The organism is uncultured Psychrobacillus sp., from assembly GCF_938022135.1.
Taxonomy (GTDB): Bacteria; Bacillota; Bacilli; order Bacillales_A; family Planococcaceae; genus Psychrobacillus.
In genome coordinates this window covers 51,515-74,145 of sequence record NZ_CALIED010000023.1, presented here as the reverse complement: position 1 = coordinate 74,145, position 22,631 = coordinate 51,515, and the positions used below count along the sequence as shown (strand labels likewise).

Below are 22,631 nucleotides of genomic sequence, written 5' to 3'. Positions count from 1 at the left end.
TGTATTATTTATATTATTCAGTTAGAAGGAATTCGTTCAAAAAAAAACCTTTTACTTCAAAGATCGTCATATGATTTCACAAATTCCTTATAATAAGAAGGAATTCGAGTAATTTCATGGCGATACTCTAAAGTAAAAGGTTAAAATTTAGTACTATTCATTTGAAATGGTTGTAGGTAAGATACGTGCAAAGCGATCTTCTATTAACGCTTCAGACTCATTTAGAAGAAGGTGTATTTCACCGTGATCATCAGACGTACGGATAAGACGTCCTATTCCCTGTTGAAGTCGAAGCAGCATAAACGGTAATTCTACTTCTTCAAAGGGATCGTTAGAAAACGAACGTTTTGCATCGAATAAAGGATCTACAGGTGGGAATGGCAGATCATAGATAATTACTCGAGTTAAAGCTTCTTTAGGTAAGTCTAAGCCTTCCCATAAATGATAAGAACAAAGCGTAGAGAATTCTCCATTTTGAAATTCCTTTACAATAGTCGAAAGCTCACGGTCCCCTTCAAAAGCAATGTCCTTGGCTTGAGTCGATGCTCTAAAATGATCCATCGCAGCTTTAGACTTAAACAAAATGAGGGTTTGACTAGTAGAATCCAATATCTTATCTGTTTCTTGAACTTTTTCTACTTGACTAACATGATGAGCTGTAACTTTCATAACCTCATCATAGTCGAATGGTGATGGTACAGAAAATGATTGATACTTCTCAATTCCTAAAGAATCTGCCAAATAAGTAAAATCTTTTTCTATGGATAAAGTTGCAGAAGAAAAAATGACAGGCAGTTTAGTACTAAATAGCTTTTCATTTAAAATATCCGTTACTAGCCTTGGCATAATAATAAGTGTTTCATAGCCATCGATTATTTCTAGCCATTCAACGCCATCACCTTTTTCTGTAAACAGCCTTAGCGAGAATGAATACTGCTCTAAAAATTCTTCTACCATTCTTAGCTCATATTCTGGAATCGTAAACAGTTCCGATTCAAATACAAATTCCTCAAGCAAGTCGTCTGTAATTTTAATCGCCTGCTTACATAGCTGCATTAGTTGAGGTGACTTATCAATTTTCATACGTTCGGTTTCCTCAGTAACACTTCCCACTCTTAATACACTAAAAATTTTCTCATGTGTATTTTGAAGTATTTCCATAAGATTTAACGTTTTTTCTCGGACCCCGTCAACCATCACCCGTTCTAGTAAACGGATCAGTGTTTCACTCTGCACTTCATATGTAAGTGCTTTTTGAGCTGCAAATTCTAACAGATGTCCTTCATCCAGTACAATCATAGAGACTTCAGGTAAAAAAGGTAGCTGCCCTTCACGAATGCGAGAGTCTTTTGTCCAAAGATGCTCCATTAAAAAGTCATGCGAGCAGATGATTAAATCAGATGATTCCCGGTAATGTTGACGGTGAATAGTTTGCCCACATCGATTGCGTAAATCACAAACTGTACATTGTTGAGTAGGATGGAAGTTAACTTTTTGCCAATCTACATCCGAAACTCCAGGAAACTGGCTTCTTTCACCAAAAGGAAATATGCTTTGTAGAGAAGCAGAACCATAAACAAAATCAGGAACACCATCTTCAATTTCTTCTATGAAGAAGTCATTCTCTCCATTTTTTTGAGCCTCTTCTAGTCTTTTAAGACACAAATACTGATTGCGTGATTTAGCTAATCTCACATCTATTTTTATATCTAAATAATTTTGTAACTTAAAAATATCGCCAGCCTCTTTTACTAGCTGCTCTATTAGTGTTTCATCAGCGCAGGCGATAAGTGCTGGTTTTCCAGTATATCTCGCATAAGAAATAGCAGGTAGTAGATAAGCTATCGTCTTTCCTGTACCTACTCCAGCCTCTGCAAACAAGACATTTTTCTCTTTTAAAGCTTTTTCAATTTGATAAGCCATGAAAATTTGCTCATCACGACATTCAAATCCTTTTTCGGGTAATTCATCGTATAAAACGTCTCCCATCCAGTCTCCTAATGATTCAAAGAAAGAACGGTCCTTAGATAATTTAAATGGTAAAGCTTGCTTCATTTTCTAACTCCCTTAAATATAATATAACAGCAAGGGAGAGCTTAGTCTCCCCTACTGTTATGAACGTTTACCCCAAAACTGATAGTAATCTGTTCTTATAAACCCATTGAACAATTTACGTTTCTTCGTTGCTCTACGACCATACAGATTTTCAAAATTCTCCATGGAAGATAACATATAAACTGACCAAGAAGGATATTTTTCCATCATATGTCCTAGGTCACTAATAGCTTTCTCAATTTCTTCAATTTCGCCTATACGCTCTCCGTAAGGTGGATTACCAATCATCACGCCATCCATTAGGTCCGTAGAGAAGTCGCTTGCCTGCATTTGTTTAAAGCTGATTAAATCAGCAAAGCCTGATTCAAAAGAGTTCTGCTCTGCAATTTGAATCATTTTATGATCAATATCTGAACCAATTATTTCTAAAGGTTGGTCATAGTCGGCTAAATCTTCAGCTTCATTTCTTACATCATCCCAAATTTTTTGAGGCATCCAAGCCCAAGCCTCACTATGAAAATCACGGTTAAATCCTGGAGCAATATTTTGCCCAATCATGGCTGCCTCAATTGGAATTGTACCGGAACCACAAAAAGGATCAACAAAAGGTCTATTGGGACTCCATTTAGAGATTTTTACTAAAGCTGCTGCTAAGGTTTCTTTTAAAGGTGCTTCCCCTTGACCATGTCGGTAACCGCGCTTATGCAGTCCAGCTCCGCTAGTATCAATGGTAATAGTCGCTACATCCTTCAATATACTAATTTCTATCTTGTATGTAGCCCCGGACTCATCTAAAAACCCAATTCGTTTATAGGCTAGCTTTAATCTTTCTACAATCGCTTTTTTAACAATAGCCTGACAATCAGGAACACTAAATAATGTTGATTTGACTGATTTGCCTTGTACAGGAAAAGCAGCATCTACAGGGAGGAACTTCTCCCATTGAATCGCTTTAGTATTCTCAAACAGTTGATCAAAGGTTCTGGCAGGAAACTGAGCAGCTACAATCTTTACACGGTCTGCAACTCGTAGCCATGTATTAGCTCTTGCAATTGCTCTTTCATCTCCTTCAAAATATACCTTTCCGTTTTCAGTTGTTGTTTCATATCCTAGTGCTTTTACTTCTTCTGCAACGATTGCCTCTAGCCCCATTGCAGCAGTAGCTACTAATTTAAATGTTGTCATTATACCTTCCCTTCTTGCTTATGGATCTCCCATAACTCTAAGAAATCCATTAGCCCTTTACTTGGAACTGGCTTGCTATAATAGTATCCTTGGATAATATCGCAATTCATTTCCCTTAGAATTTCTACTTGTTCCTTCGTTTCTACACCTTCAGCTACAACCTTAATATTCAAACGATGTGACATTAAAATAATAGATTCCACTATTGCTTGTTTATCCTTTAAGGTAGTTATGTGCTGAATAAAGCTTCTATCAATTTTTAAATAGTTTATAGGAAATTGGTTTAAATAACTCAAGGACGAGTATCCTGTCCCAAAATCATCAATAGAAATTTTAAATCCATTACTTTTAAGCTTTATAAGCTTAGATATAATATTATTAGAATCCTTCATAATAGTGCGCTCAGTTAATTCTAATTCAAGCTGCTGTGGACTACAATTATATTGCATTACCAAGTTGTTTATTCTTTCAATAAAATTATCTTGTTGAAAATGTATAGATGCAATATTAATGGATACTGAAATATTACTAATATCAAGTGTTCTCCATTCAAGGATATCTAAACATACTTTTTTAATAATTAACTCACTTAATGGGATGATTAGGCCAGTTTCTTCAGCAAGTGGGATAAACTCTGCTGGAGATACAGTACCTACCTGATCATTTTCCCACCTTACTAAAGCCTCTACTCCAATAATGGTTTTTGTTTCCAAGGAAACTTTAGGCTGGTAATGGACGGAGAAATCATTTGCTTGTATCGCCTTTCTCAGTTCAGCCTCCAATAACAGCAGCCTTTTCGAATCTCTCTTCAACTCTTCAAAGTAAAATGCATATTGATTACGGCCATTATGCTTAGCAAAGTACATTGCCTTATCTGCCTTGTGAATAAGTTCATCTATTTCTTGTCCGTCTTGAGGAAAAAAGCTGATTCCTATACTAGCGGTTAAATAAATTTCCAAATCATCTATTATAAATGGCTTGCTTAGCATTTTAATAATTTCAATAGCAATTTGGCCAGCATCTATATGTGATTTAATATGTGAAAGTGCAAGTAAGAACTCGTCTCCACCATACCTTGCCAAGATACTATCCTTTGGTGTTATATGCCTGACACGTTTCGTAAATTCAACTAGAATTCTATCTCCTATTTCATTTCCAAGTGATGCATTCACTTGCTTGAAACGATCTAAATCGATAAACAAAAGTGCACTGAAGCTATTTGGAGTCGAGTTTTCAATTAACTGTAAAAACAATTCATTAAAAGAGAACCTGTTAGGTAAACCTGTGAGATAATCCGTTGAAGTCAATGTCTTTATTTCTTTTTCTGCACTTTTTTTTATGGAAATATCAGAAAACACTCCAAAATAATGTGTAGTTTCGCCTAGTTCGTTTTGAATTCTAGTAATTTTTAAGTGCTCAGGGTATACTTCACTATTCTTCCTTTTGTTCCAAATTTCACCTTGCCAAGTTCCTTTTTTGTCTAACTTTTTCCACATGGATTCGTAAAATGATTTGTCCTGCTTTCCGGATTTTAATATGCTAGGAGTTTTATCTCTAACCTCCTCCAAGCTATATCCAGTAACCGCTTGAAAGGCAGCATTCACTAAAGTAATTTTTAAATGTTCATCCGTAATCATAATACCCTCAGTAGTGGAATTAAATACTTTCTCTACTAGCTCTTTTGGGTACAAAGAAAAGCTTTCGGGATGTTGCTCTTTTTTCACTTTCTAGGACCTGCTTCCCCTCAGTACTAACTCGATGATAAAATACAATTCTATTAAAGCATTAATAACCTGCCTTTAAGACATCAATCAAGCAACCTGAGATAAATAATAGTATAGGGTGAGGTTTTACTCTCTCATGATAAAATATGTAGTCAAGAAAAGAAAAGCTCTCCGTGATTGGAGAGCTTTTCGTATTATTAATTATAGCCACTCATAAACTCAATAAGCCATGTTTTGTTTCCACGGTACTCAAACGGTGAACTACCTCGTACGTATGTGGACGGCAATCATCTATCTACAGATTAATATCTGTTTTTCTATCCGTTCAATTCCTTCAAGAAAATGCCCCTACCATAATTTGGGTTTCTCACTCGTGGGGTTTACCTCGTTCCACCTGTATAGTTTCCTATCCAGCTTCGTCACTGTGGCACTTTCAGAGATTGTTAGCCATATCCGAAGACTTAGGCCTTCATCCCGCCGTCAGCCAAAAGGCTGCCTTAGTTTATTTTTTCACTAAGCACGAACACTACATTCATCGCAGAATTGTGTGAGCATGGACTTTCCTCTACAATGTCTAAGCATTGCAGCGATTGCCCGAATAAATAAGTGGTAATTACATTGTATATGATTTGACATGAAAACACAAATTTTCTTTTTTGATATAATATTATTCGTACAATTTAGCTCCAAATACATGTTTTTCTAAATGAGATAATCTTTTTAGAATATCAAAATTAGTTGCACCTGCTGCTGGTTGTACGGGAGCAGATCTACGTGGTGCTTCCTCTAGCTCTTCTCTAAGTTGCTTGTTTTCTTGCTGCAGTTGAATGATTTTCTTTTCAAACGCTTCGTAGTCTTGAATAATATCGTCTAAAAACATATCTACTTCTTCTTGGTTATAGCCTCTAAGACCCGTTTTAAATTCTTTTTCTAATATATCAGAAGCTTTAAGTTTAAATTCCATGTAGCATCTTCCTTCCGTCTACAATTAGCTACTCGTATTATAGCATAATGGTGTCGAATAATGGAGTAATTTCGCGTGATTATGTGCGTTTTTTGTTAGGTTGTGCGCTTTCCCGGGAAATATCTATTTTTCTTTTTATTCTTATTTCCCGCTTAAGAAGCTCACCTTCAAAACCTTTAGGAGAATCCATCCTAGTCTTACTCCAATAATCTAAGCATTCCTGCGTTTTTTCTAATGCTTTTTGATAATCTTTCTTCTGATGTTCATAAAGCTTTGCAAGTTCCACTAAAACCTTTAGACGATATTTCCCGTCGATTTCCTTTAAAGCTATTTCAAATGCTTCTACACTTTCTTCTATTAGATTTTGTCTTTTTAAATGTAATCCAATATAAAAGTATGCGACGCTTGTTTCACTTTCTGAAAATTGGTCTACGACGAATTCAAACCATTTATTGCTCGCATCTTTTGATTTTAGGTCTTTAAACCATTTACCGATATTCGTGTAAGTGTTAGCAGTTTCTAGTGATTCTTCTTTTTTTAAAAGATCTATCGATAAAGTATAGAGAGTTGCAAGTGATAAGATATCCCATTCGTTATGCTTTAAAATTCTCATAAGATTAGTAGGATCACCTTGTTTTACTGCATCAAAATAAATAATGGGTGCCAAGTGTCCTGGAAGATCATTTTTTCTTGTAAAGCCCAGTTTGCTCTCTTCTATTTGCTTTAGTTTAAATCTCTCTAAATCACCTTTCCATATTCTTTTGGAGGAATGCATTAAATCAATTTGCTCATGATCTTTTAATGGCGGAAGATTATTGCGATTCATCGTCCAGCGAGTATTTAACTGTGGAATATCGAAACTCTTACCATTATAAGTAATAATAGTTTGTGTATCTTTCCAAAATTCAGTAGCTAACAGAAACGCTGCTTCCTGCCCAGGCTCTACTAACACATATTGAGAAAGCAAGTATCCCCCGGGCGCTTTTTTTAATATACCATTTAAAAAAATGAGCACACCTGTCCCTTTTAACCCAGTTGTTTCTGTATCATAGAAGCAAAAAGGATTACCTGGTGAAACCGTAAGTGGATGATTTGGGTATCTCTCTTGCATAAAGGAAATTGCCTCCTCCAGCTTATCCAAACCAATAGTTCCATGTATATGCTTCTTACGATAAAATGTTTCTTTTAAAAAGAAAAAACCCTTCTCGTTTTTTATAAGCTTTAAACCAGCTTGTTTCCATTGTTCTGTATAAAAAGGAAGTGCAATTTCTGGCACTTCCTTTTTGGGCTGTTTCTCGGGCACATTCTTCTTCAGAAGTCCCTTCATCTCTAATAGTTTTTTCTCATATGACATAACGATCCACCTGTAGCATATGCAGTAATTTTATAACTTCTTTCTTTAAGTTATTTTCAGCATCTTGTGCTCCAATACAAGCTGGACACCCACCAGTACATGGGCAGCTCGCGACTTGCTCTGTAACTTTTGGAACTAAGTCATTCCATAGGTCAAACATTCTCTCGGATAAACCAATACCGCCAGGATAGCTATCGTACATAAAGAAAGTAGGCTTCTCCACGTTTACTGATTTTACTTGTGGGACTACATGAATGTCCTTAGAATCACAATGAATAAATAATGGTATAAATGAATGCAAAGCATATGCTACACCCGTCATCGCATCTGAAAGCAAGGTTTCCGACCAGTCATTTGGCTTATCAAAGCTAAACCAAGTGGATGTAGTGTGAAGCTCTAAAGGTGGTAAATGTATTTTACCTGATCCAATATTATCGTGCGTATCAAATTTAATCTTTTTGAAGATGGTCGGCTGAGCAAGAACAATAATGTCTCCAAAACGTAGTGTTCCAATATCAGCTTCTTTTTCCTTATCCTCACTTAGCACCTTTAGCTCGATTGCAATATTAGCATCTGTAAAATAATCCACGTCCACTTCTTTAACAAATGCCTTTTTCTCTTCCCAATCTAATTTCTCTACTTGAAACTGTGTTCCTTGATGAAGGTATATAGCTTCCTCGTGAAGCAGGGTCATCGCACTATAAAGATCCATCTCTCCTATGACTCGAGTTTTAGTAGGTACTGACTGATCAATTATAATGACATTGTCTTGGGAGGCAGAACGAAGACTAACATTACTAGCAGGAAAGCTTTCGGACATCCAATGCCATTTATCTGCTGTTTTTAACAGAACCCCTTCACTTTCTAAGAACTCTAGCAATTCCTGAATTGAAAATTCACCATAATTGTCGCTAGTCGTAAAAGGAAGCTCAAAAGCGGCACATTTAAGATGATCCATCAAAATAATCATGTTATCAGGATGGATTCGAACCTCTTCCGGTGATTGTCCAAGAAAATAGTCTGGATGCTTAACTACGTATTGATCTAGGGCAGTAGATTGTGCCACATAAATTATGAGCGCTTCATCCTGCCTACGCCCAGCTCGTCCTGCCTGCTGCCATGCACTAGCTATATTGCCAGGGTATCCAGTCATAATGCATGCTTGGAGCTGGCCAATATCTACACCTAGTTCTAATGCATTTGTGCTTACTACAGTACGAATTACTCCATCCCGGAGTCCTTTTTCAATATCTCGTCGTTCAGAAGGTAAATAACCGCCTCGATAACCACGAATAGATTGGTCATTTATTTTTTTACTTACTAGAGCCTGCAAATAAGTCACTAGCATTTCTACTCTTACTCTGCTTTTAGCAAAAACAATCGTTTGAATTCCATTGACATATAACTCTTGTGCAAGGTCTCTCACTTCTAATACTGCACTTCGTCTCACATTAAAAACGGGATGTACAATCGGAGGATTATAAAAAACAAAATGTTTTTTTCCAGCAGGTGCACCGTTCTCATTTATAAGTAAATGTGATTCGTTTGTTAAGTTCTCAGCAAGCTCCTTAGGATTTTTAATCGTGGCAGATGTACAAATAAACTGAGGGCTACTACCATAAAATTCACAGATTCTTTTTAATCTACGAATGACATGTGCAACATGGCTTCCAAATACACCTTTATATGTATGAATTTCATCTATAATAATATATTTAAGGTTTTCAAATAGTGAAACCCATTTTGTATGGTGCGGCAAAATACCTGAGTGCAGCATATCTGGATTGGTCAGCACTATATGTCCTGATTTCCTAATCTTTTGGCGTATTCCCGGCTCGGTATCACCATCATAGGTATAACTTAAAATCTCCTCCCCGCTTTCCCGAATCAATTCATTTAAATCACTTTTCTGATCCTGTGCTAACGCTTTAGTCGGAAATAAGTAAATTGCTCGAGAGGTGGGATCTTCCATAATAGATTGCAATACGGGAAGATGATAACAAAGAGATTTTCCAGAGGCGGTGGGGGTAATTGCAGTAAACGATTTCCCTAAGGAAGCAGCATCGAAGGCTTGTCTTTGATGAATATAGAGTTGTTCCACCCCTCGCTTTTTTAAAGCATTTGTGATGGATGGATGCATTTGATGTGGAAAAGGAGCATATACGGCTTCTTTCTCCTCCACAGTATGGATATGCTCTATTTGTGGAAATCGATTATTATCAATTCTCCAATCATCTAATAGCTCAGCTATACTTTTGTTTTTTAGCATGTTACTCCCCGACCTCCTGTAACGCTTGAAGAATGGTTTCTAAAGTATATTTAGAAGAATGTACAGACTTTAAAAAACGTTTTTTACTAGTGGCTTTATAAAAGGACTGTACGACAAATTGTCTCATTGATTCAAGTAACGAATCAATTTGACTCGGATGTACATATTTTGGTCGCTTTAATTGGATCCAAGGACGTACTAGTTGCTCCCATTCATTCAGTAATTCATCTATATCATACGCATATGGCTTTACTTCTTCAAAAAAATCCGGTTCACGGTCTTCTTCACGAAAACGGTGAAACCTTTCTATACAACTATCACATTCAATTAGCAGCTGTTTATTTACGTTTGTTAATGACAAAGTAATCCCTCTCATTCTAGTAATAGTTTATCAAAAAGCATAGCATATTACCAGCTTCGAACGAACATACATTCCTTACAGATTACTTTCTAATTTTTCCATCTTTCCTAGCAAGCGAAAAGATGATTTACTAAAATCTTCTTCAAATTGATCCTGTTCTTCGTTTAAACGGTTCTCCAATAGATATTCCAAAAGCTCTAGTTGATCAATAAGACGTTCAATTTTATTCATGTTAACACTCTCCTTTTACTGTTTAGTTCCTTCCTTCTTGATAAATCCCTTCCTACTCGACAAAGGTTCTATACATAAGACAAAACTAGCGGCACATCGACAGTGGTTAAGATGAAAAGCTTTGTTAAATTTATTGGTTGATTTTGACTAACAATTCTTTGTTATAGTGACTTAATGAGTGTAAACATTATAAAAAGGACATTCAAATAAAAATCATAAATAGATGACGAAATTGGTGTTGGTGACAGTTTTTCAACTTTGCTGCTTATGCGAGTAAATTTTTAGCACTATCGATACATTAAAGCTGTTTCCATTCATTGATTGGAGCACCAGACGGCGACTCCTACGGGATGAGTGAGACAGATAAGCCATCACAACCACGCGCGTAAGCGATGGGTGATGGCTTATCGCTCACCCCGAGTAAAGCGTCCGGCTGGGGCGAAAAATCAATTCTACTCTCTGATTTAAGATTTCTATGCATCATAAATCAACCCTACCCTTTAACATAGCCAAATAATAAAAGAGCTTGGATCACCTCCAAGCTCTTTTTCTAGTTTATTCACTTCTATCATTCAGACAACGTTCACATTCAAATAATGGAGATTCGACTTGCTCTTGGATGACGCATCCACATTCGCGACAAATCTTTGGATTTTTTTCACTCGTTGGCTTATTCATTCCAATCACCTCCTATAATTTTGCATAGCCTGGAATAGTTAAAAATTCAATGAAGTTATCCTCTTTCACTAATGTCAAAAATAGCTCTGCTGCTTCCATATATCTACCGGTCAAATAGATGTCATTACCGAAGTCAGCTTTTAACTTCCCAAGCTCCTCAGTTAGTACCTGTTCTACAAGTGGCATTGTAATTTTTCGCCCGTCCTCTAGCTTTCCTTCTGGATGTCGAACCCATTGCCATACTTGTGTACGAGAAATTTCTGCAGTCGCTGCATCCTCCATCAGGTTGTTAATAGGTGCAGCCCCGTTGCCTCGTAGCCATGAAGCAATGTATTGAACTCCAACGCTACAGTTTAGACGGAGTCCTTCTTCGGTGATTGTTCCAGTTGGTACTTCGAGTAGGTTGTCTGCAGTTACCTGAACATCCTCTCGTTTACGGTGGATTTGGTTAGGGGTTGGCATATACTCGTCGAATTGCTCCCAAGCGACTGGTACAAGTCCAGGATGTGCTACCCAAGTTCCATCGTGTCCATCCGAAGCTTCTCTTCTTTTGTCTTCTCGAACTTTTGCAAATGCTGCCTCGTTTGCTTCCTCATCATTCTTAATAGGAATTTGTGCTGCCATTCCCCCGATAGCTGAAGCATTGCGTTTATGACAGGTTTGAATACAAAGCTGTGTATATGCTCTCATAAATGGTGATGTCATAGTTACTTGGCCACGGTCAGGTAAAATAACCTCTGGTTGGTTGCGAAGACGTTTGATGTAACTAAAGATATAATCCCAGCGTCCACAATTTAAGCCTGCAGAATGATCTTTTAATTCGTATAAAATCTCATCCATTTCAAACGCAGCCATGATTGTTTCTATAAGCACCGTGGCTTTGATCGTTCCTTGTGGAATCCCTAGCTTCTCCTGCGCAAAGATAAAGATATCATTCCACAGTCTTGCCTCTAGATGACTTTCTAGCTTTGGCAGATAAAAATATGGGCCTGTTCCGCGCTCGATCGCCTCTTTCGCGTTATGGAAAAAATATAATCCAAAGTCAAAGAAGCTACCAGAAATCGGCTTACCATCTATATGAATATTCTTCTCCATCAGATGGAGGCCACGAGGACGAACTAATAACACTGCTGTTTCATCCTTTAAGTGATAGCTTTTACCAGTCTCAGGCTGCGTATAAGAAATCGTCTTTCTTACTGCGTCTCTCATATTGATCTGACCTTCAATCATATTCTCCCATGTAGGAGATGTTGCATCCTCAAAGCAGGCCATGAATGCTTTTGCTCCAGAGTTTAGGGCATTAATAACCATCTTTCGATTGACTGGTCCAGTAATCTCTACCCTTCTATCCTGTAAATCCTTAGGGAGTGGAGCTATTGTCCAATGCCCTTCTCGAATATGCTTTGTTTCTGTAAGAAAATCTAATTTCTCTCCATTATCTAGTCTTTCCTGGCGATCTCTCCGAGCAATGAGCAAATCCTTTCGTCGATCATCAAATGTTTGATGAAGAGAAGCGACGAATTCCAATGCTTCTGGTGTTAAAATCTCATGCATTCCTTCCACGTCTTTACCAACAATTTCAATCTTTTTTTCAGTTATTTGTTCCATTCCTTTACCCTCCCATTTCTTCAATGATCAAGCAAATTGTGCTGTTTCAGTTGAACCTTTCATGGCAGTCGTAGAGGAAGTACCACCGGAAACGACTTGAGAAACCTCATCAAAGTATCCAGTACCAACCTCACGCTGATGTTTGGTAGCAGTATACCCCTTTGATTCGTTTGCAAACTCTGCCTGCTGCAATTTGGAGTATGCAGCCATCCCTTTCGTTTTGTACTCATGAGCAAGCTCAAACATACTGTGGTTCAATGAATGGAATCCAGCAAGTGTAACGAATTGGAACTTGTAGCCCATCTTACCTAGCTCTACTTGGTACTTAGCAATCGTCTCTTCATCTAAGTTTGCCTTCCAGTTAAACGATGGAGAACAGTTGTAAGCAAGCATTTTATCTGGATATTGAGCATGAATGGCATCCGCAAATTGCTTTGCTTCCTCTAGGCTCGGGTGGGAGGTTTCGCACCATACTAGATCTGCATATGGAGCATAAGCCAATCCACGAGCGATTGCTTGTTCTATACCAGCCTTCGTACGATAGAAGCCTTCTGGAGTTCTTTCTCCCGTAATAAATTCGTGGTCACGAGGGTCAATATCGCTTGTCACCATATCTGCAGCGTCTGCATCTGTACGTGCGATTAAAACAGTAGGAACACCAGATACGTCAGCTGCTAAACGAGCTGCCACTAGGTTACGGATAGCATTTTGTGTTGGAAGAAGTACTTTACCTCCAAGATGACCGCACTTCTTTTCTGATGCCAGCTGGTCTTCTAAGTGAACGCCAGCTGCCCCTGCTTCAATCATTCCTTTAATTAGCTCAAATACGTTCAGTGGGCCACCAAAACCTGCTTCAGCATCTGCGACAATTGGTGCGAACCAGTCAAACTCATCCTCACGACCTTCAGCCTGGTCAATTTGGTCTGCTCGCTGAAGCGCTTGGTTTATACGCTTCACTACTGCTGGAACGCTGTTTGCCGGGTAAAGACTTTGGTCTGGATACATTTGACCGGAAAGGTTAGCATCAGCTGCTACCTGCCAGCCACTCAAGTAAATCGCTTGTAGTCCTGCTTTTACCTGCTGTACTGCCTGGTTTCCAGTTAAAGCTCCTAAGGCATTTATAAAATCTTCTTTATGAAGGGAATTCCATAGACGTTCTGCTCCCTTGCGCGCTAATGTATGCTCGATTTGTAGTGATCCACGCAGCTTAATAACCTCTTCTGGAGTGTAAGGACGTTCTATTCCCTTCCAACGGTTATCCTCTTTCCATTGCTTTCTAAGCTCTTCTACTTGCTGTTGTCTTTTTGTCATTAATCAACACACCTCTCTACAATTTTTTAATAATTAAAAATATGTCTTTTTTACTGTATCATAACAGTGTCTTTTCTTGTAATCTAATATATAACAGAATAGTTTATTCTGTATCGGTTTTTGGATAAGATACTTTTTTTCAAGGACGAACAAGAAATAAGGCAGACGAATGGTAAAAAAGAACTTGGAGGTGTATGAATGGAAATAACGAAAGACCAATTAAAGAGGTATAGCAATTTATTAGAAGAATGGATTCCTAAAGAGGCTTCCATTGCCATTGCCGTTAAAGACCAGTACATCTATTATTATGCCGGCGAGCATGACCTACAATTGCAGGAAGGACAGAAGGTTCAGCCAGGTAGCATTGCTGATTTAGTTTTTAAAAATGGCTGTCGAACAGAAGCTGTATTAGACGATAATTTGTTTCAAATTCCTTACTACGGAGTAGGCTATCCTATCGAGATTAATGGCGAAAATGCTGTATTAGTTGTTATACTCCCACCCAAGCATGCTGTTCCAAAGCAATCCCTGGTTCGATTTCTTACAGGAAAAAAAGAAGAAGAGTGGAAGCCTGTACCTATTGAAAAAATAGAATACCTGGAAAGCTTGCAAAAAAAGATTTGGTTTTATGCAGAGGGTGAGGCTTATAAAACCACTATCCCTTTAAAGGATCTTCAAAGAAAATTGCCTGATGATTTCATAAGAATACATCGTTCTTATATCGTTAATATCTCATTTATCGATCGAATCATTCGAGACTTTTCCTCCAATTTATTAGTTGTATTGACCGACGATACGGAATTGCCGATTAGCCAATCTTATATGGCTGAGGTGAGGGCTGTTTTAGGATTTTAAAAGAAGAGGTCATAAGCCTCTATCAATAGACATAAATAAAAGAGCTACCATTTTAGGGAAGCTCTTTTTAGGTTGCCAAATACCATTTGTTTTCTACAAACAACTTCTTTATTATAAAAAATAAGTAAACTATCGGAGGATAATCATGGAAATTCTAAATACGTATATAGCAGCCACGAACACGCATGACTTTGAACAGGTCCGTAAAGCATTGCACAACAATGCCATTTACTTTTTCTCCGATCAAACCTGTACTACTCATCAAGAGATACAGAATTACTTTGAAAACGCTTGGACGGTTGTAAAAAATGAAAACTATGAGGCTCGGAATGTCCATTGGCTCCATCAAGATGAAGACTCAGCGACATGTATCTATACCTATTTTTATGAAGGGTACGTGAATGGTGAGTATGTTAATGGAGAAGGCAGAGCTACAAATGTATTCGTAAAGAATGAAGGAGATTGGAAACTCATTCATGAGCATTTAAGTGACCAACTATAATAAGAAAGGAGAAATTTGATTGATGAACACGTTTATTGCAATTATCCCTTTAATTCTTTTCTTTGCATTCTGGTGTTTTGTTATTTGGTTTATCATTACATTAGTTCTTTCGAATAAAGAGCGTAATGAATTATTAAGAGAGATTTCTAGAAAGCTCGATAACCTACCCCATTCTAACAAGGCAGAATAAAAAAGAGAGGGTAATTAATCCCTCTCTCCAGGCTTTGGTAATGGTAGTGTATTTTCTTCCACATGGCTTTCTGAGCCTTCCATTGCATCTGTATCATATACATGTAATTGATATGTGAAAGTATCATCGTTGTTCACCTTTATAGACATAACCTCTTCTTTGTTAGTTAAATCTGTAATAATTGGCTTCACTTCATTCCTCTCTACGTCTAACACATACAGCTTGCCACCAGCAGTCACCATTCCGTAGGCATAGCCAATAATAACAAACAGACGGCTTTCATCAATCCAAGCTACTTCCTTCGGTGTATATTGCCTGTAAGGTTCTTCCTCCAGTAATTTAAAGATAAATGAATCCTTTGTATTCCTGTTTTCGATAACTAAAGCACCGATTCCTTCTTCTCCCGCCTGTTCTCCACGACCTTCTATTGTGGCACGATATGTACCATTGGGTGAAGGAACCCATGGGGAGTGGAAACTCGGTTTGTAATTAGATACTATAGTTTTCTCAAATGTTTCGGGAGTTGCTTTTTTTCTAACATCTTCAGACTCTGTTGCATACACAAATTCTTTTATTTCCTCTGTTACCCCAATAATATAATCGCCTTTTTCTTCATCCCAGTATTCAGATACCCCTTTTATATATCCATATCCAGGAGCATAATAGCTTCTAGCTCGATACGCATCCGCACTTGTCTCTACAACCATCACATTGTTCAAGGTACCTAAAGGAGTTGCAATCTCTTCTTCTAAGGAAACAATAACCCCTTCACCAAGGGTACCTCCATACCCATATGGATCTCCCACTTCAAATGGAGCTTCTAGTATCAGCTCTATGGTAGGCAAGGACTCTAACTCTTTGAATGTCATATTCGTTGGCGAGACGCCCTCCAGCATTTCTCTGTAAACGAGCACTACCTTATTGTCCTTAATCCGATAAATGTTTTCGAACGCTGCCCCTGTATTACTCACTATTTGCTGAACATAATCTACGTTGAGCCAAGTTGTTTCAATAGTAGAACCGCTATCCTCATAACCACCATCAAAAGTAGACTTGCTATTGGCCGGAAAATATTCTTTTAATAGCAATGTAAGATCTTCTTCATGATTTGGTTCTTCCAAGGGAGGGACCACAGTGGTTGGCGGTTCCTCTGCAGGTTGGAACGGCTTTTCTTGGAGAAGGTTTGGGACTAGTAGGAAGCAAGCAACAGCTATCAAACCTATAAAAGCTGCTATAGCTGTATAGCTAGCCAAACGCTCCGACTTTCTTTTTATGTGGGTCCCTTTTTTCTTTTGAATCTGCTCCTTCACTCTATCACCACGTTCGGAGGTGTTCCCTATTTTCAACAGCAGCTGTTGTTTAATATCATTCATTTACAAGCACCTCCCATTCCCCATCCTTTAGTTTTTCCTTCAATAGTGACCTAGCTTTTCTGAGCCTTGTCTTTACGGTACTATCTGAAATGATTAACAGCTGAGAAACCTCCAGGACTGATAACTCTTCAAAATAATAGTGTATGATCACTTCACGATATTTCAATGGGAGCTCTAGCACTGCTTCTGCCAGTTCTAATTTTTCATCACTTTCTATCATGACATTTCGAGACCTTTTAGTTGGTGATTTAAATGAATTAGTTAATGTATGAGTTCGATATCGCCAGCTCTTCAAATAATCCTTACATCTGTTAATGGTTATTCGTGCAAGGTATGTCTTCAAAGATGCTCGTTCTTCAAACTGCTCGAATTTCTGATAGAAGGTCAAAAAAACCTCTTGAACAATATCCTCTGCTGCAGGCCACTCCTTTACATATAAGTAAGCAAGCTTAAGCAGATAATCCATATTCTCCTGCATTACCTGCTGAAACCTCTGTTCTTCTAAATAACTGTCCAAATCCCATCCCCCTTCCAATCCCTTTTAATAATAGACGAGGCACCTGTACTGCACGTTTTAAAAACAGACATATTAATAAAAGCTGCTTCGACTCTTGCTCGAAACAGCGTGTTAATTTAAAAACAGTATTTCCTTTGTATATCGGTTAAAGATTACAACAATTTCATTGGAATCCTGAATAACATTCATACGATAATTCTCTTTACCTGTCTCCGCTTGAGGTATAGTAGTTAGAAAACTATCTTGGACCTCTACGTCATACTCCCTCGCTACTATTTGCTTTGCTTCTTCATACGTATAATTAGGCTTAACTATTTCATACATCAAAGTAATACAAACAATACCTAATAAGCACAATCCTGTCGTTTTAAAGAATTTTTCTCTTTCATCCATCCAAATAATATAAATTTGAACATACGATAATAAAATTAACGGAATGTAAATGGATAAAAAGTGTAGAGTTGGATCAATCCTTAAATATTTGCTGGAATCATAAAAGAAGTAAAGAAAGAAAGCAATGGACGCTATAAAATAAATAATAGACACAATTATTTCCTTCATCTTTTCAACTCCTCTTCCAGATTTCTATTTAGCAGAATTAGCATTACTTTTTTATATTATTCAACAAGTTGTTCTCTTTTACCTTTCAACCAAATTTGGAAAGCTTCACAAGAAAAGCGCAAGCGCCTGTCACTGCCCCGACAGGCAAATGGGAAAATGCGAGGAGGCAGTTCCTCAGCCACCGTAGTATTTTTCCATTTGACCCCGAGGGGCAAGGCGGTGGAGCTAGACATCAATTTATCCACAGGTTCAGAATTTTTAATTTCCTAAACTAAAATAAAAACAGCCTCTAAAAGAGACTGTCTTTCTAAATTATGCCTTTAGCGTAATCTTATTAAATTTAAACAATAAGGTCATACTAACATTCAATATAAAATGGACAATAATAGGCACCAATAAATTATCTGTATAAAAATAACACCAGCCAAAAACTAGGCTCGGAACTGTGATATTAAGGAGCATCAACGGTTTTTTATAGTACTGGACGTGAAATGCCACAAATAAAAAAGAAGTTAGTAAAATGGCGAGCCATCGATGATCGACGATTATAAATAAAACATTTTGTATAATTCCTCGAAAAAGTAATTCTTCAAAAAGAGCAGCCAGCAACATAAACGAGATAATTTCTAAAACTGAACTATCTTGATAACTTTTATTCATTTCATCTATGTACTTTTCCGGGGTTAGATAAGTCAGTAGGACTCCGAATAGAGTTAAACTAATCGAAGCCAAGATGATGACCAATATTATTTTTGAAGCTTCGTTAAAGGCTAAGACAGCGCCATATGCCAAATAGCCTTCTAGTAGCATAAAAAAGAGAATAGCACTACAAAATAAATTTAAGCCGATATAAGCTGGAATCATACTCTTTAAATTCATTTTATTTATTTGTCCTTTCCTCACTTGAGCTTGTTTGGTTTGGTTGCTTTACTACCCAAAGTTAAAATGACGATACTTCCAAGCAACAAACCAATTCCTATCCACGATGTAAACCCTAAAATTTCTCCCACTACCACTACACCAAGCAGTGCAGCTGTAGTTGGCTCTGCTAGCGATAGTGTCAATGCAGAGGATGCTGGTATCTTCCGAAGACCCCACCCATACAAAACATATGCCACACTCGTTGTAGCCAAGCCTAAATAGACGATGATTCCCACGTTACCTGGATCAGCTAGCCAGCTTATGTCATAGATAAAGAAAAATGGCGTTAACAGCAACGCACTTAGTGAGAATGTCACTGCCACTACAGGGATGGCTTCTTCTTTTTGTAAAAGGGACTTGCTCGTAAGCGTATAAAAAGCAAATATAAGCCCGGCAACTAGTGAATATAAAATACCTACCGGATCGATTGTTACTTCACCCTTCGTCAAAAATAAAAACAGACAGCCAACAATTGCTAGCCCAGTAGAGAGCCCCCACACTTTTGTAGGTTTCATTTTTAAGAAAATCCATTCAACCACGCCAGAAAAAACAGGCGCGCTTCCGATAGCAACTACACTGGCAATGGCAACACCGGTTAATCGAACGGATGAAAAAAACAAAAGCTGAAACAAGGATATGCAAATAGCAGCATATAATGTCTGTTTCCAAGGCCAAGTATGAAGCTTTATTTTTTTTAGTAAAATCATAATGATTAATAGGGGAATGCCTCCGGTTGCCGATCGTCCAGCGCTAATAATAAAGGGATGGGCATTATCTGGTAAAAATGTTTGGGCCGTTCCTGTCGTTCCCCAAAACATCGCTCCCAGTAATACGAATATGTATGGTATAACAGCCACTCTTTTCATCCTTTCTACTACAACTATTTTCTATGTGAGGACATTGAGTTACCTCCTTGTCTCCATTATACTAATAAATACGTAGGAGGGATTTGTACCATGTACATGACAGTAGAAGAAACAGCTGACTTCTTGTCGATGCCACTTGAACAAGTCAAAAGGTATATCGCCGATAAAAAGATACGTGCTGTCTTTGACGGAGAGCAGTATGTTGTCAATAGTGCACAGTTCGAAACCCATTTAGAGCAAGTGGAAGAATTAAAACGTCAAATTGATGAGTGGCGCAATACTCCAATTCCAGAGGACATTGATGTAAAGGACGAGGACTAGCCAATCCAATTTATGCATATCAGACAAAAAGGACTTTTTCCGAAGGGAAATTGTCCTTTTTGATTTTATATTGTAATAAAAAAGCCTGCTCTCTTACCGATAATCTCTGCGTAGTCCTCAACCATCACACTAGCAGTAGGATACATCCCCGCTCCAGGACCTACTAGTGTAAGTGTCCCAATATAGTTAGTATCAAGAGAAACAGCATTATTTACTCCTTCGATTGCATACAACGGATGATCTGCTCCTACCAGCTGAGGCCCTACTGATGCATATAACTCTCCATTTTCATCCTGTTCAATTTCTGCTACATGACGATAACGAAGACCTTTGTCCTTAGCTTCACGTACATCCTCTAATGTAATTTCATCGATTCCTACTACACGTACATCGTCCCAATCTGGCTGTTTTCCAAATGCCAATGCGCTTAAGATCATTAGCTTGCGAAATGCATCCTGACCAGATATATCGTTGTAAGGATCAGCCTCTGCATATCCAAGCAGCTGTGCTTCTTTTAAGGCACTCTCAAATGGCGAATCCTCTATACGCATTTGCGTCAAAATATAGTTGGATGTTCCATTCAATATTCCTTGAATTTTCTTTACAGAGTTCACTTGAAGCAGGTTTTTTAGAGTCTTGATAATTGGCACCCCACCAGCTGTAGTAGCCTCATAGCCTACAAATACACCTCGTGATTTTGCGCGCTCCTGTAAGGGAATACTATATTTAGAGAACATGACTTTATTTGCAGTAATCACGTGACAGCCTTTGTCAATCGCTCTGCATAAATAGCTATATGCGGGCTCTTCGTTGACAATTGCCTCAAAAACTACCTGGAGTCCAGGAATATTCTCAATATCCTCAAAGTCGTCTGTTACCAAAACTCCTGGAGTTTCAGGTCTTTCTTTTGCTAAATTATTTATCAGGATTGCACAAATCTCAATATCCAACCCTAATGATTTTTTTAAGTCTTCTCTTTTTTCATTTACGATGTGATAAATCCCTTGGCCGACTGTTCCAAACCCTAAAATCGCTGCTTTTATTTTTGCCATGCTGTCTCCTCCAAAATGAATCTGTACAATTGAATATAAATAATCGCACTTGTGTAATATTTCAATAAATTTATTGACTATTTTACATATTGTAGACTATTTTTATTCATTATACAATAGGATTCTATCTAGAGAGGACATTTGTTTTTCTCAAAAGTACTTTTTCGAGTGCATTTTGTAAGTCTTCAACAGCCTCCAAGCCAACAGACAAGCGGATTAGATCCTCTGTAACACCTGTTTTTACTAAATCCTCTGGAGTAAGCTGTTGGTGAGTAGTAGAAGCTGGGTGGATAATTAAGGATTTTGCGTCTCCTACATTAGCAACATGAGACCAAATTTCAATATTATCAATAATTTGTCTACCTGCTTCTCTGCCTCCCTTCACTCCAAATGTCAGAATAGAACCGAAGCCATTTTTTAAATACTTTTTAGCCAGCTCGTGCGTTGGATGGTTTTCAAGCCCTAAGTAGTTAACCCATGACACTTCCTCATTTGCATTTAAGTACTCTGCAATCTTCTGTGCATTTTCGTTATGTTTTGGCACTCTTAAGTGAAGTGTTTCTAGTCCTTGAAGAAAGGAAAATGCTGCCTCTGGGCTAAGAGTAGGACCAAAATCCCGAAGCAACTGAACTCTTAGCTTAATTGCAAATGCCACATTTGGTACGTCGATTCCATAACGTAGCCCATGATAAGTAACATCAGGCTCTGTAAATCCTGGAAATTTATCGGAGTTCCAATTGAAATTCCCTCCATCTACTACTACACCACCAATTGTTGTCCCATGTCCTCCAATCCACTTCGTTGCAGAATGTATAACAATGTTAGCTCCATACTCTATAGGATTTGAACCAAAAGGTGTAGCAAATGTGTTATCTACTAATAATGGAACTCCTACTTCATTTGAAATCTTTGAAACAGCTTCTACGTCTAGAACATTTAAGCTTGGATTTCCAATGATTTCTGCAAAGAAGCCTTTCGTTTTGTCTGTAACAGCTTTACGGAAATTTTCTGGGTCAGAGGAATCTACGAATTTTACTGTAATCCCATAACGTGGGAGTGTATGTGCAAATAGATTAAAAGTTCCTCCGTATAAATTTTCAGCAGCTATAATTTCATCTCCAGTTCCAGCAATGTTCAAAATAGAAAATGCTATGGCTGCTGCTCCTGAGGAAAGTGCTACTGCTGCTGTTCCTCCTTCCAGTAATGCAATTCTTTGTTCAAAAACATCTACTGTTGGGTTTGTGATTCTGGAATAGATATTACCAGTCTCTTTCAAGGCAAATAGATTTTGTGCATGCTCTGTGTTTTGAAATACATATGAGGTTGTTTTGTAAATAGGTACTGCTCTAGATCCTGTCACTGGATCAGGCGTTTGTCCACCGTGTAATAGAAGTGTTTCTTTTTGAAGATTAGTCATTTGAATTCCTCCGATTTAGTAGATTAGATGGATGCTGGAGGCCAGAGAGGATTATAGAACTGACAACTATAAAAACCCCTCTTCAATTAAGAAGAGGGGTCAAATTGATGACATGTTCCTCCTCTTATCTTCCAAATTCTATTAAAGAATTTGTAGGATTTAGCACCTTTCCAAGTTATAGAACTTGGTGGTTGCCGGACTTCTTAGGGCCTATTCCCTCAGTCACTCTTGATAAGAGTATTTGATTAGTATTCCATCTTGTTACACAGTATAAGTCTCCATATATTTAGATGTCAAGTCATTTTATAAAAATTCT

At 37.8% G+C, this 22,631-nt stretch carries 22 protein-coding genes, 1 other RNA gene and 1 riboswitch; of the genes, 4 read left to right on the top strand and 19 right to left on the bottom strand.

Translation table 11 applies throughout. From position 1 onward, the window contains the following. Positions 1 to 153 precede the first annotated feature (153 nt). The 12 genes from Q0371_RS05910 to aceA all read right to left on the bottom strand — a co-directional run bounded on the left by Q0371_RS05910 (position 154) and on the right by aceA (position 13,740). On the bottom strand, positions 154 to 2,055 hold the full coding sequence (locus Q0371_RS05910) for an ATP-dependent DNA helicase (protein WP_298469402.1): 1,902 nt from the start codon (positions 2,053 to 2,055) through the stop codon (positions 154 to 156). A gap of 57 nt (positions 2,056 to 2,112) precedes the next feature. Continuing rightward, on the bottom strand, positions 2,113 to 3,240 hold the full coding sequence (locus Q0371_RS05905) for a class I SAM-dependent RNA methyltransferase (RefSeq protein ID WP_169359540.1): 1,128 nt from the start codon (positions 3,238 to 3,240) through the stop codon (positions 2,113 to 2,115). After that, positions 3,240 to 4,964 (bottom strand): EAL domain-containing protein, encoded by a 1,725-nt coding sequence (locus Q0371_RS05900; RefSeq protein ID WP_298469399.1) that lies wholly within the window; start codon positions 4,962 to 4,964, stop codon positions 3,240 to 3,242. The genes Q0371_RS05905 and Q0371_RS05900 overlap by 1 nt, the downstream gene beginning before the upstream one ends. A gap of 218 nt (positions 4,965 to 5,182) precedes the next feature. Continuing rightward, positions 5,183 to 5,566, bottom strand: an RNA gene (gene rnpB, locus Q0371_RS05895) — RNase P RNA component class B. Positions 5,567 to 5,631: 65 nt separating this feature from the next. After that, positions 5,632 to 5,928, bottom strand: a complete 297-nt coding sequence (gene gpsB, locus Q0371_RS05890; RefSeq protein ID WP_169359541.1) for a cell division regulator GpsB — start codon at positions 5,926 to 5,928, stop codon at positions 5,632 to 5,634. Positions 5,929 to 6,007: 79 nt separating this feature from the next. Then, positions 6,008 to 7,282 carry a ribonuclease H-like domain-containing protein gene (locus tag Q0371_RS05885; RefSeq protein WP_298469394.1) on the bottom strand — a complete coding sequence of 425 codons (1,275 nt, stop codon included), beginning with the start codon at positions 7,280 to 7,282 and terminating at the stop codon, positions 6,008 to 6,010. Then, on the bottom strand, positions 7,272 to 9,551 hold the full coding sequence (locus Q0371_RS05880) for a DEAD/DEAH box helicase (protein ID WP_298469391.1): 2,280 nt from the start codon (positions 9,549 to 9,551) through the stop codon (positions 7,272 to 7,274). Before Q0371_RS05880 ends, Q0371_RS05885 begins: the two co-directional genes overlap by 11 nt. Position 9,552: 1 nt before the next feature. Then, on the bottom strand, positions 9,553 to 9,912 hold the full coding sequence (locus tag Q0371_RS05875) for a YppE family protein (RefSeq protein WP_298469388.1): 360 nt from the start codon (positions 9,910 to 9,912) through the stop codon (positions 9,553 to 9,555). 75 nt (positions 9,913 to 9,987) lie between these two features. Beyond that, positions 9,988 to 10,143 carry a hypothetical protein gene (locus tag Q0371_RS05870; protein ID WP_169359545.1) on the bottom strand — a complete coding sequence of 52 codons (156 nt, stop codon included), beginning with the start codon at positions 10,141 to 10,143 and terminating at the stop codon, positions 9,988 to 9,990. A 555-nt stretch (positions 10,144 to 10,698) separates the two neighbouring features. Continuing rightward, positions 10,699 to 10,821: a YhfH family protein gene (locus Q0371_RS05865; RefSeq protein ID WP_205964027.1), complete on the bottom strand. Its 123-nt coding sequence runs from the start codon at positions 10,819 to 10,821 to the stop codon at positions 10,699 to 10,701. Positions 10,822 to 10,833: 12 nt separating this feature from the next. Continuing rightward, positions 10,834 to 12,429, bottom strand: coding sequence for a malate synthase A (gene aceB, locus Q0371_RS05860; RefSeq protein WP_298469382.1), 1,596 nt, complete (start codon positions 12,427 to 12,429; stop codon positions 10,834 to 10,836). Between the two features lie 27 nt (positions 12,430 to 12,456). Beyond that, positions 12,457 to 13,740, bottom strand: a complete 1,284-nt coding sequence (aceA, locus tag Q0371_RS05855) for an isocitrate lyase (RefSeq protein ID WP_298469379.1) — start codon at positions 13,738 to 13,740, stop codon at positions 12,457 to 12,459. Positions 13,741 to 13,938: 198 nt separating this feature from the next. Between aceA and Q0371_RS05850 the strand changes: the two genes are divergently transcribed. The 3 genes from Q0371_RS05850 to Q0371_RS05840 all read left to right on the top strand — a co-directional run bounded on the left by Q0371_RS05850 (position 13,939) and on the right by Q0371_RS05840 (position 15,287). Next, positions 13,939 to 14,595, top strand: a complete 657-nt coding sequence (locus tag Q0371_RS05850) for a LytTR family DNA-binding domain-containing protein (protein ID WP_298469376.1) — start codon at positions 13,939 to 13,941, stop codon at positions 14,593 to 14,595. A gap of 145 nt (positions 14,596 to 14,740) precedes the next feature. Next, on the top strand, positions 14,741 to 15,097 hold the full coding sequence (locus Q0371_RS05845) for a nuclear transport factor 2 family protein (protein WP_298469373.1): 357 nt from the start codon (positions 14,741 to 14,743) through the stop codon (positions 15,095 to 15,097). Positions 15,098 to 15,116: 19 nt separating this feature from the next. Next, positions 15,117 to 15,287 (top strand): hypothetical protein, encoded by a 171-nt coding sequence (locus Q0371_RS05840; protein ID WP_298469496.1) that lies wholly within the window; start codon positions 15,117 to 15,119, stop codon positions 15,285 to 15,287. 14 nt (positions 15,288 to 15,301) lie between these two features. Here Q0371_RS05840 and Q0371_RS05835 read toward each other — a convergent pair whose 3' ends face one another. The 5 genes from Q0371_RS05835 to Q0371_RS05815 all read right to left on the bottom strand — a co-directional run bounded on the left by Q0371_RS05835 (position 15,302) and on the right by Q0371_RS05815 (position 19,525). Then, positions 15,302 to 16,660, bottom strand: coding sequence for a DUF4652 domain-containing protein (locus Q0371_RS05835; protein WP_298469370.1), 1,359 nt, complete (start codon positions 16,658 to 16,660; stop codon positions 15,302 to 15,304). Then, on the bottom strand, positions 16,653 to 17,177 hold the full coding sequence (locus Q0371_RS05830; RefSeq protein WP_240949683.1) for a sigma-70 family RNA polymerase sigma factor: 525 nt from the start codon (positions 17,175 to 17,177) through the stop codon (positions 16,653 to 16,655). The genes Q0371_RS05835 and Q0371_RS05830 overlap by 8 nt, the downstream gene beginning before the upstream one ends. Positions 17,178 to 17,288: 111 nt before the next feature. Continuing rightward, entirely contained in the window at positions 17,289 to 17,738 is a 450-nt protein-coding gene (locus Q0371_RS05825; protein WP_298469365.1) for a hypothetical protein, read from the bottom strand. A 312-nt stretch (positions 17,739 to 18,050) separates the two neighbouring features. Next, entirely contained in the window at positions 18,051 to 18,617 is a 567-nt protein-coding gene (locus Q0371_RS05820; RefSeq protein ID WP_298469362.1) for a type II CAAX endopeptidase family protein, read from the bottom strand. Positions 18,618 to 18,637: 20 nt separating this feature from the next. Next, positions 18,638 to 19,525 (bottom strand): EamA family transporter, encoded by an 888-nt coding sequence (locus tag Q0371_RS05815; protein ID WP_298469359.1) that lies wholly within the window; start codon positions 19,523 to 19,525, stop codon positions 18,638 to 18,640. Between the two features lie 90 nt (positions 19,526 to 19,615). Here Q0371_RS05815 and Q0371_RS05810 point away from each other — a divergent pair, with 90 nt between their 5' ends. Then, a complete protein-coding gene (locus Q0371_RS05810) occupies positions 19,616 to 19,846 on the top strand; it encodes an excisionase family DNA-binding protein (protein ID WP_169359239.1) in 231 nt (76 codons plus the stop codon). Between the two features lie 65 nt (positions 19,847 to 19,911). On the opposite strand, the gene Q0371_RS05805 is transcribed toward Q0371_RS05810, so the two are convergent. Continuing rightward, the gene (locus Q0371_RS05805; RefSeq protein ID WP_169359240.1) at positions 19,912 to 20,898 is read right to left on the bottom strand and encodes a homoserine dehydrogenase; all 987 of its coding nucleotides are present in this window, start codon (positions 20,896 to 20,898) and stop codon (positions 19,912 to 19,914) included. A gap of 124 nt (positions 20,899 to 21,022) precedes the next feature. Continuing rightward, positions 21,023 to 22,315, bottom strand: a complete 1,293-nt coding sequence (locus tag Q0371_RS05800; protein ID WP_298469356.1) for a PLP-dependent transferase — start codon at positions 22,313 to 22,315, stop codon at positions 21,023 to 21,025. 121 nt (positions 22,316 to 22,436) lie between these two features. After that, a riboswitch (SAM riboswitch) is annotated at positions 22,437 to 22,553 on the bottom strand. Positions 22,554 to 22,631: the final 78 nt, after the last annotated feature.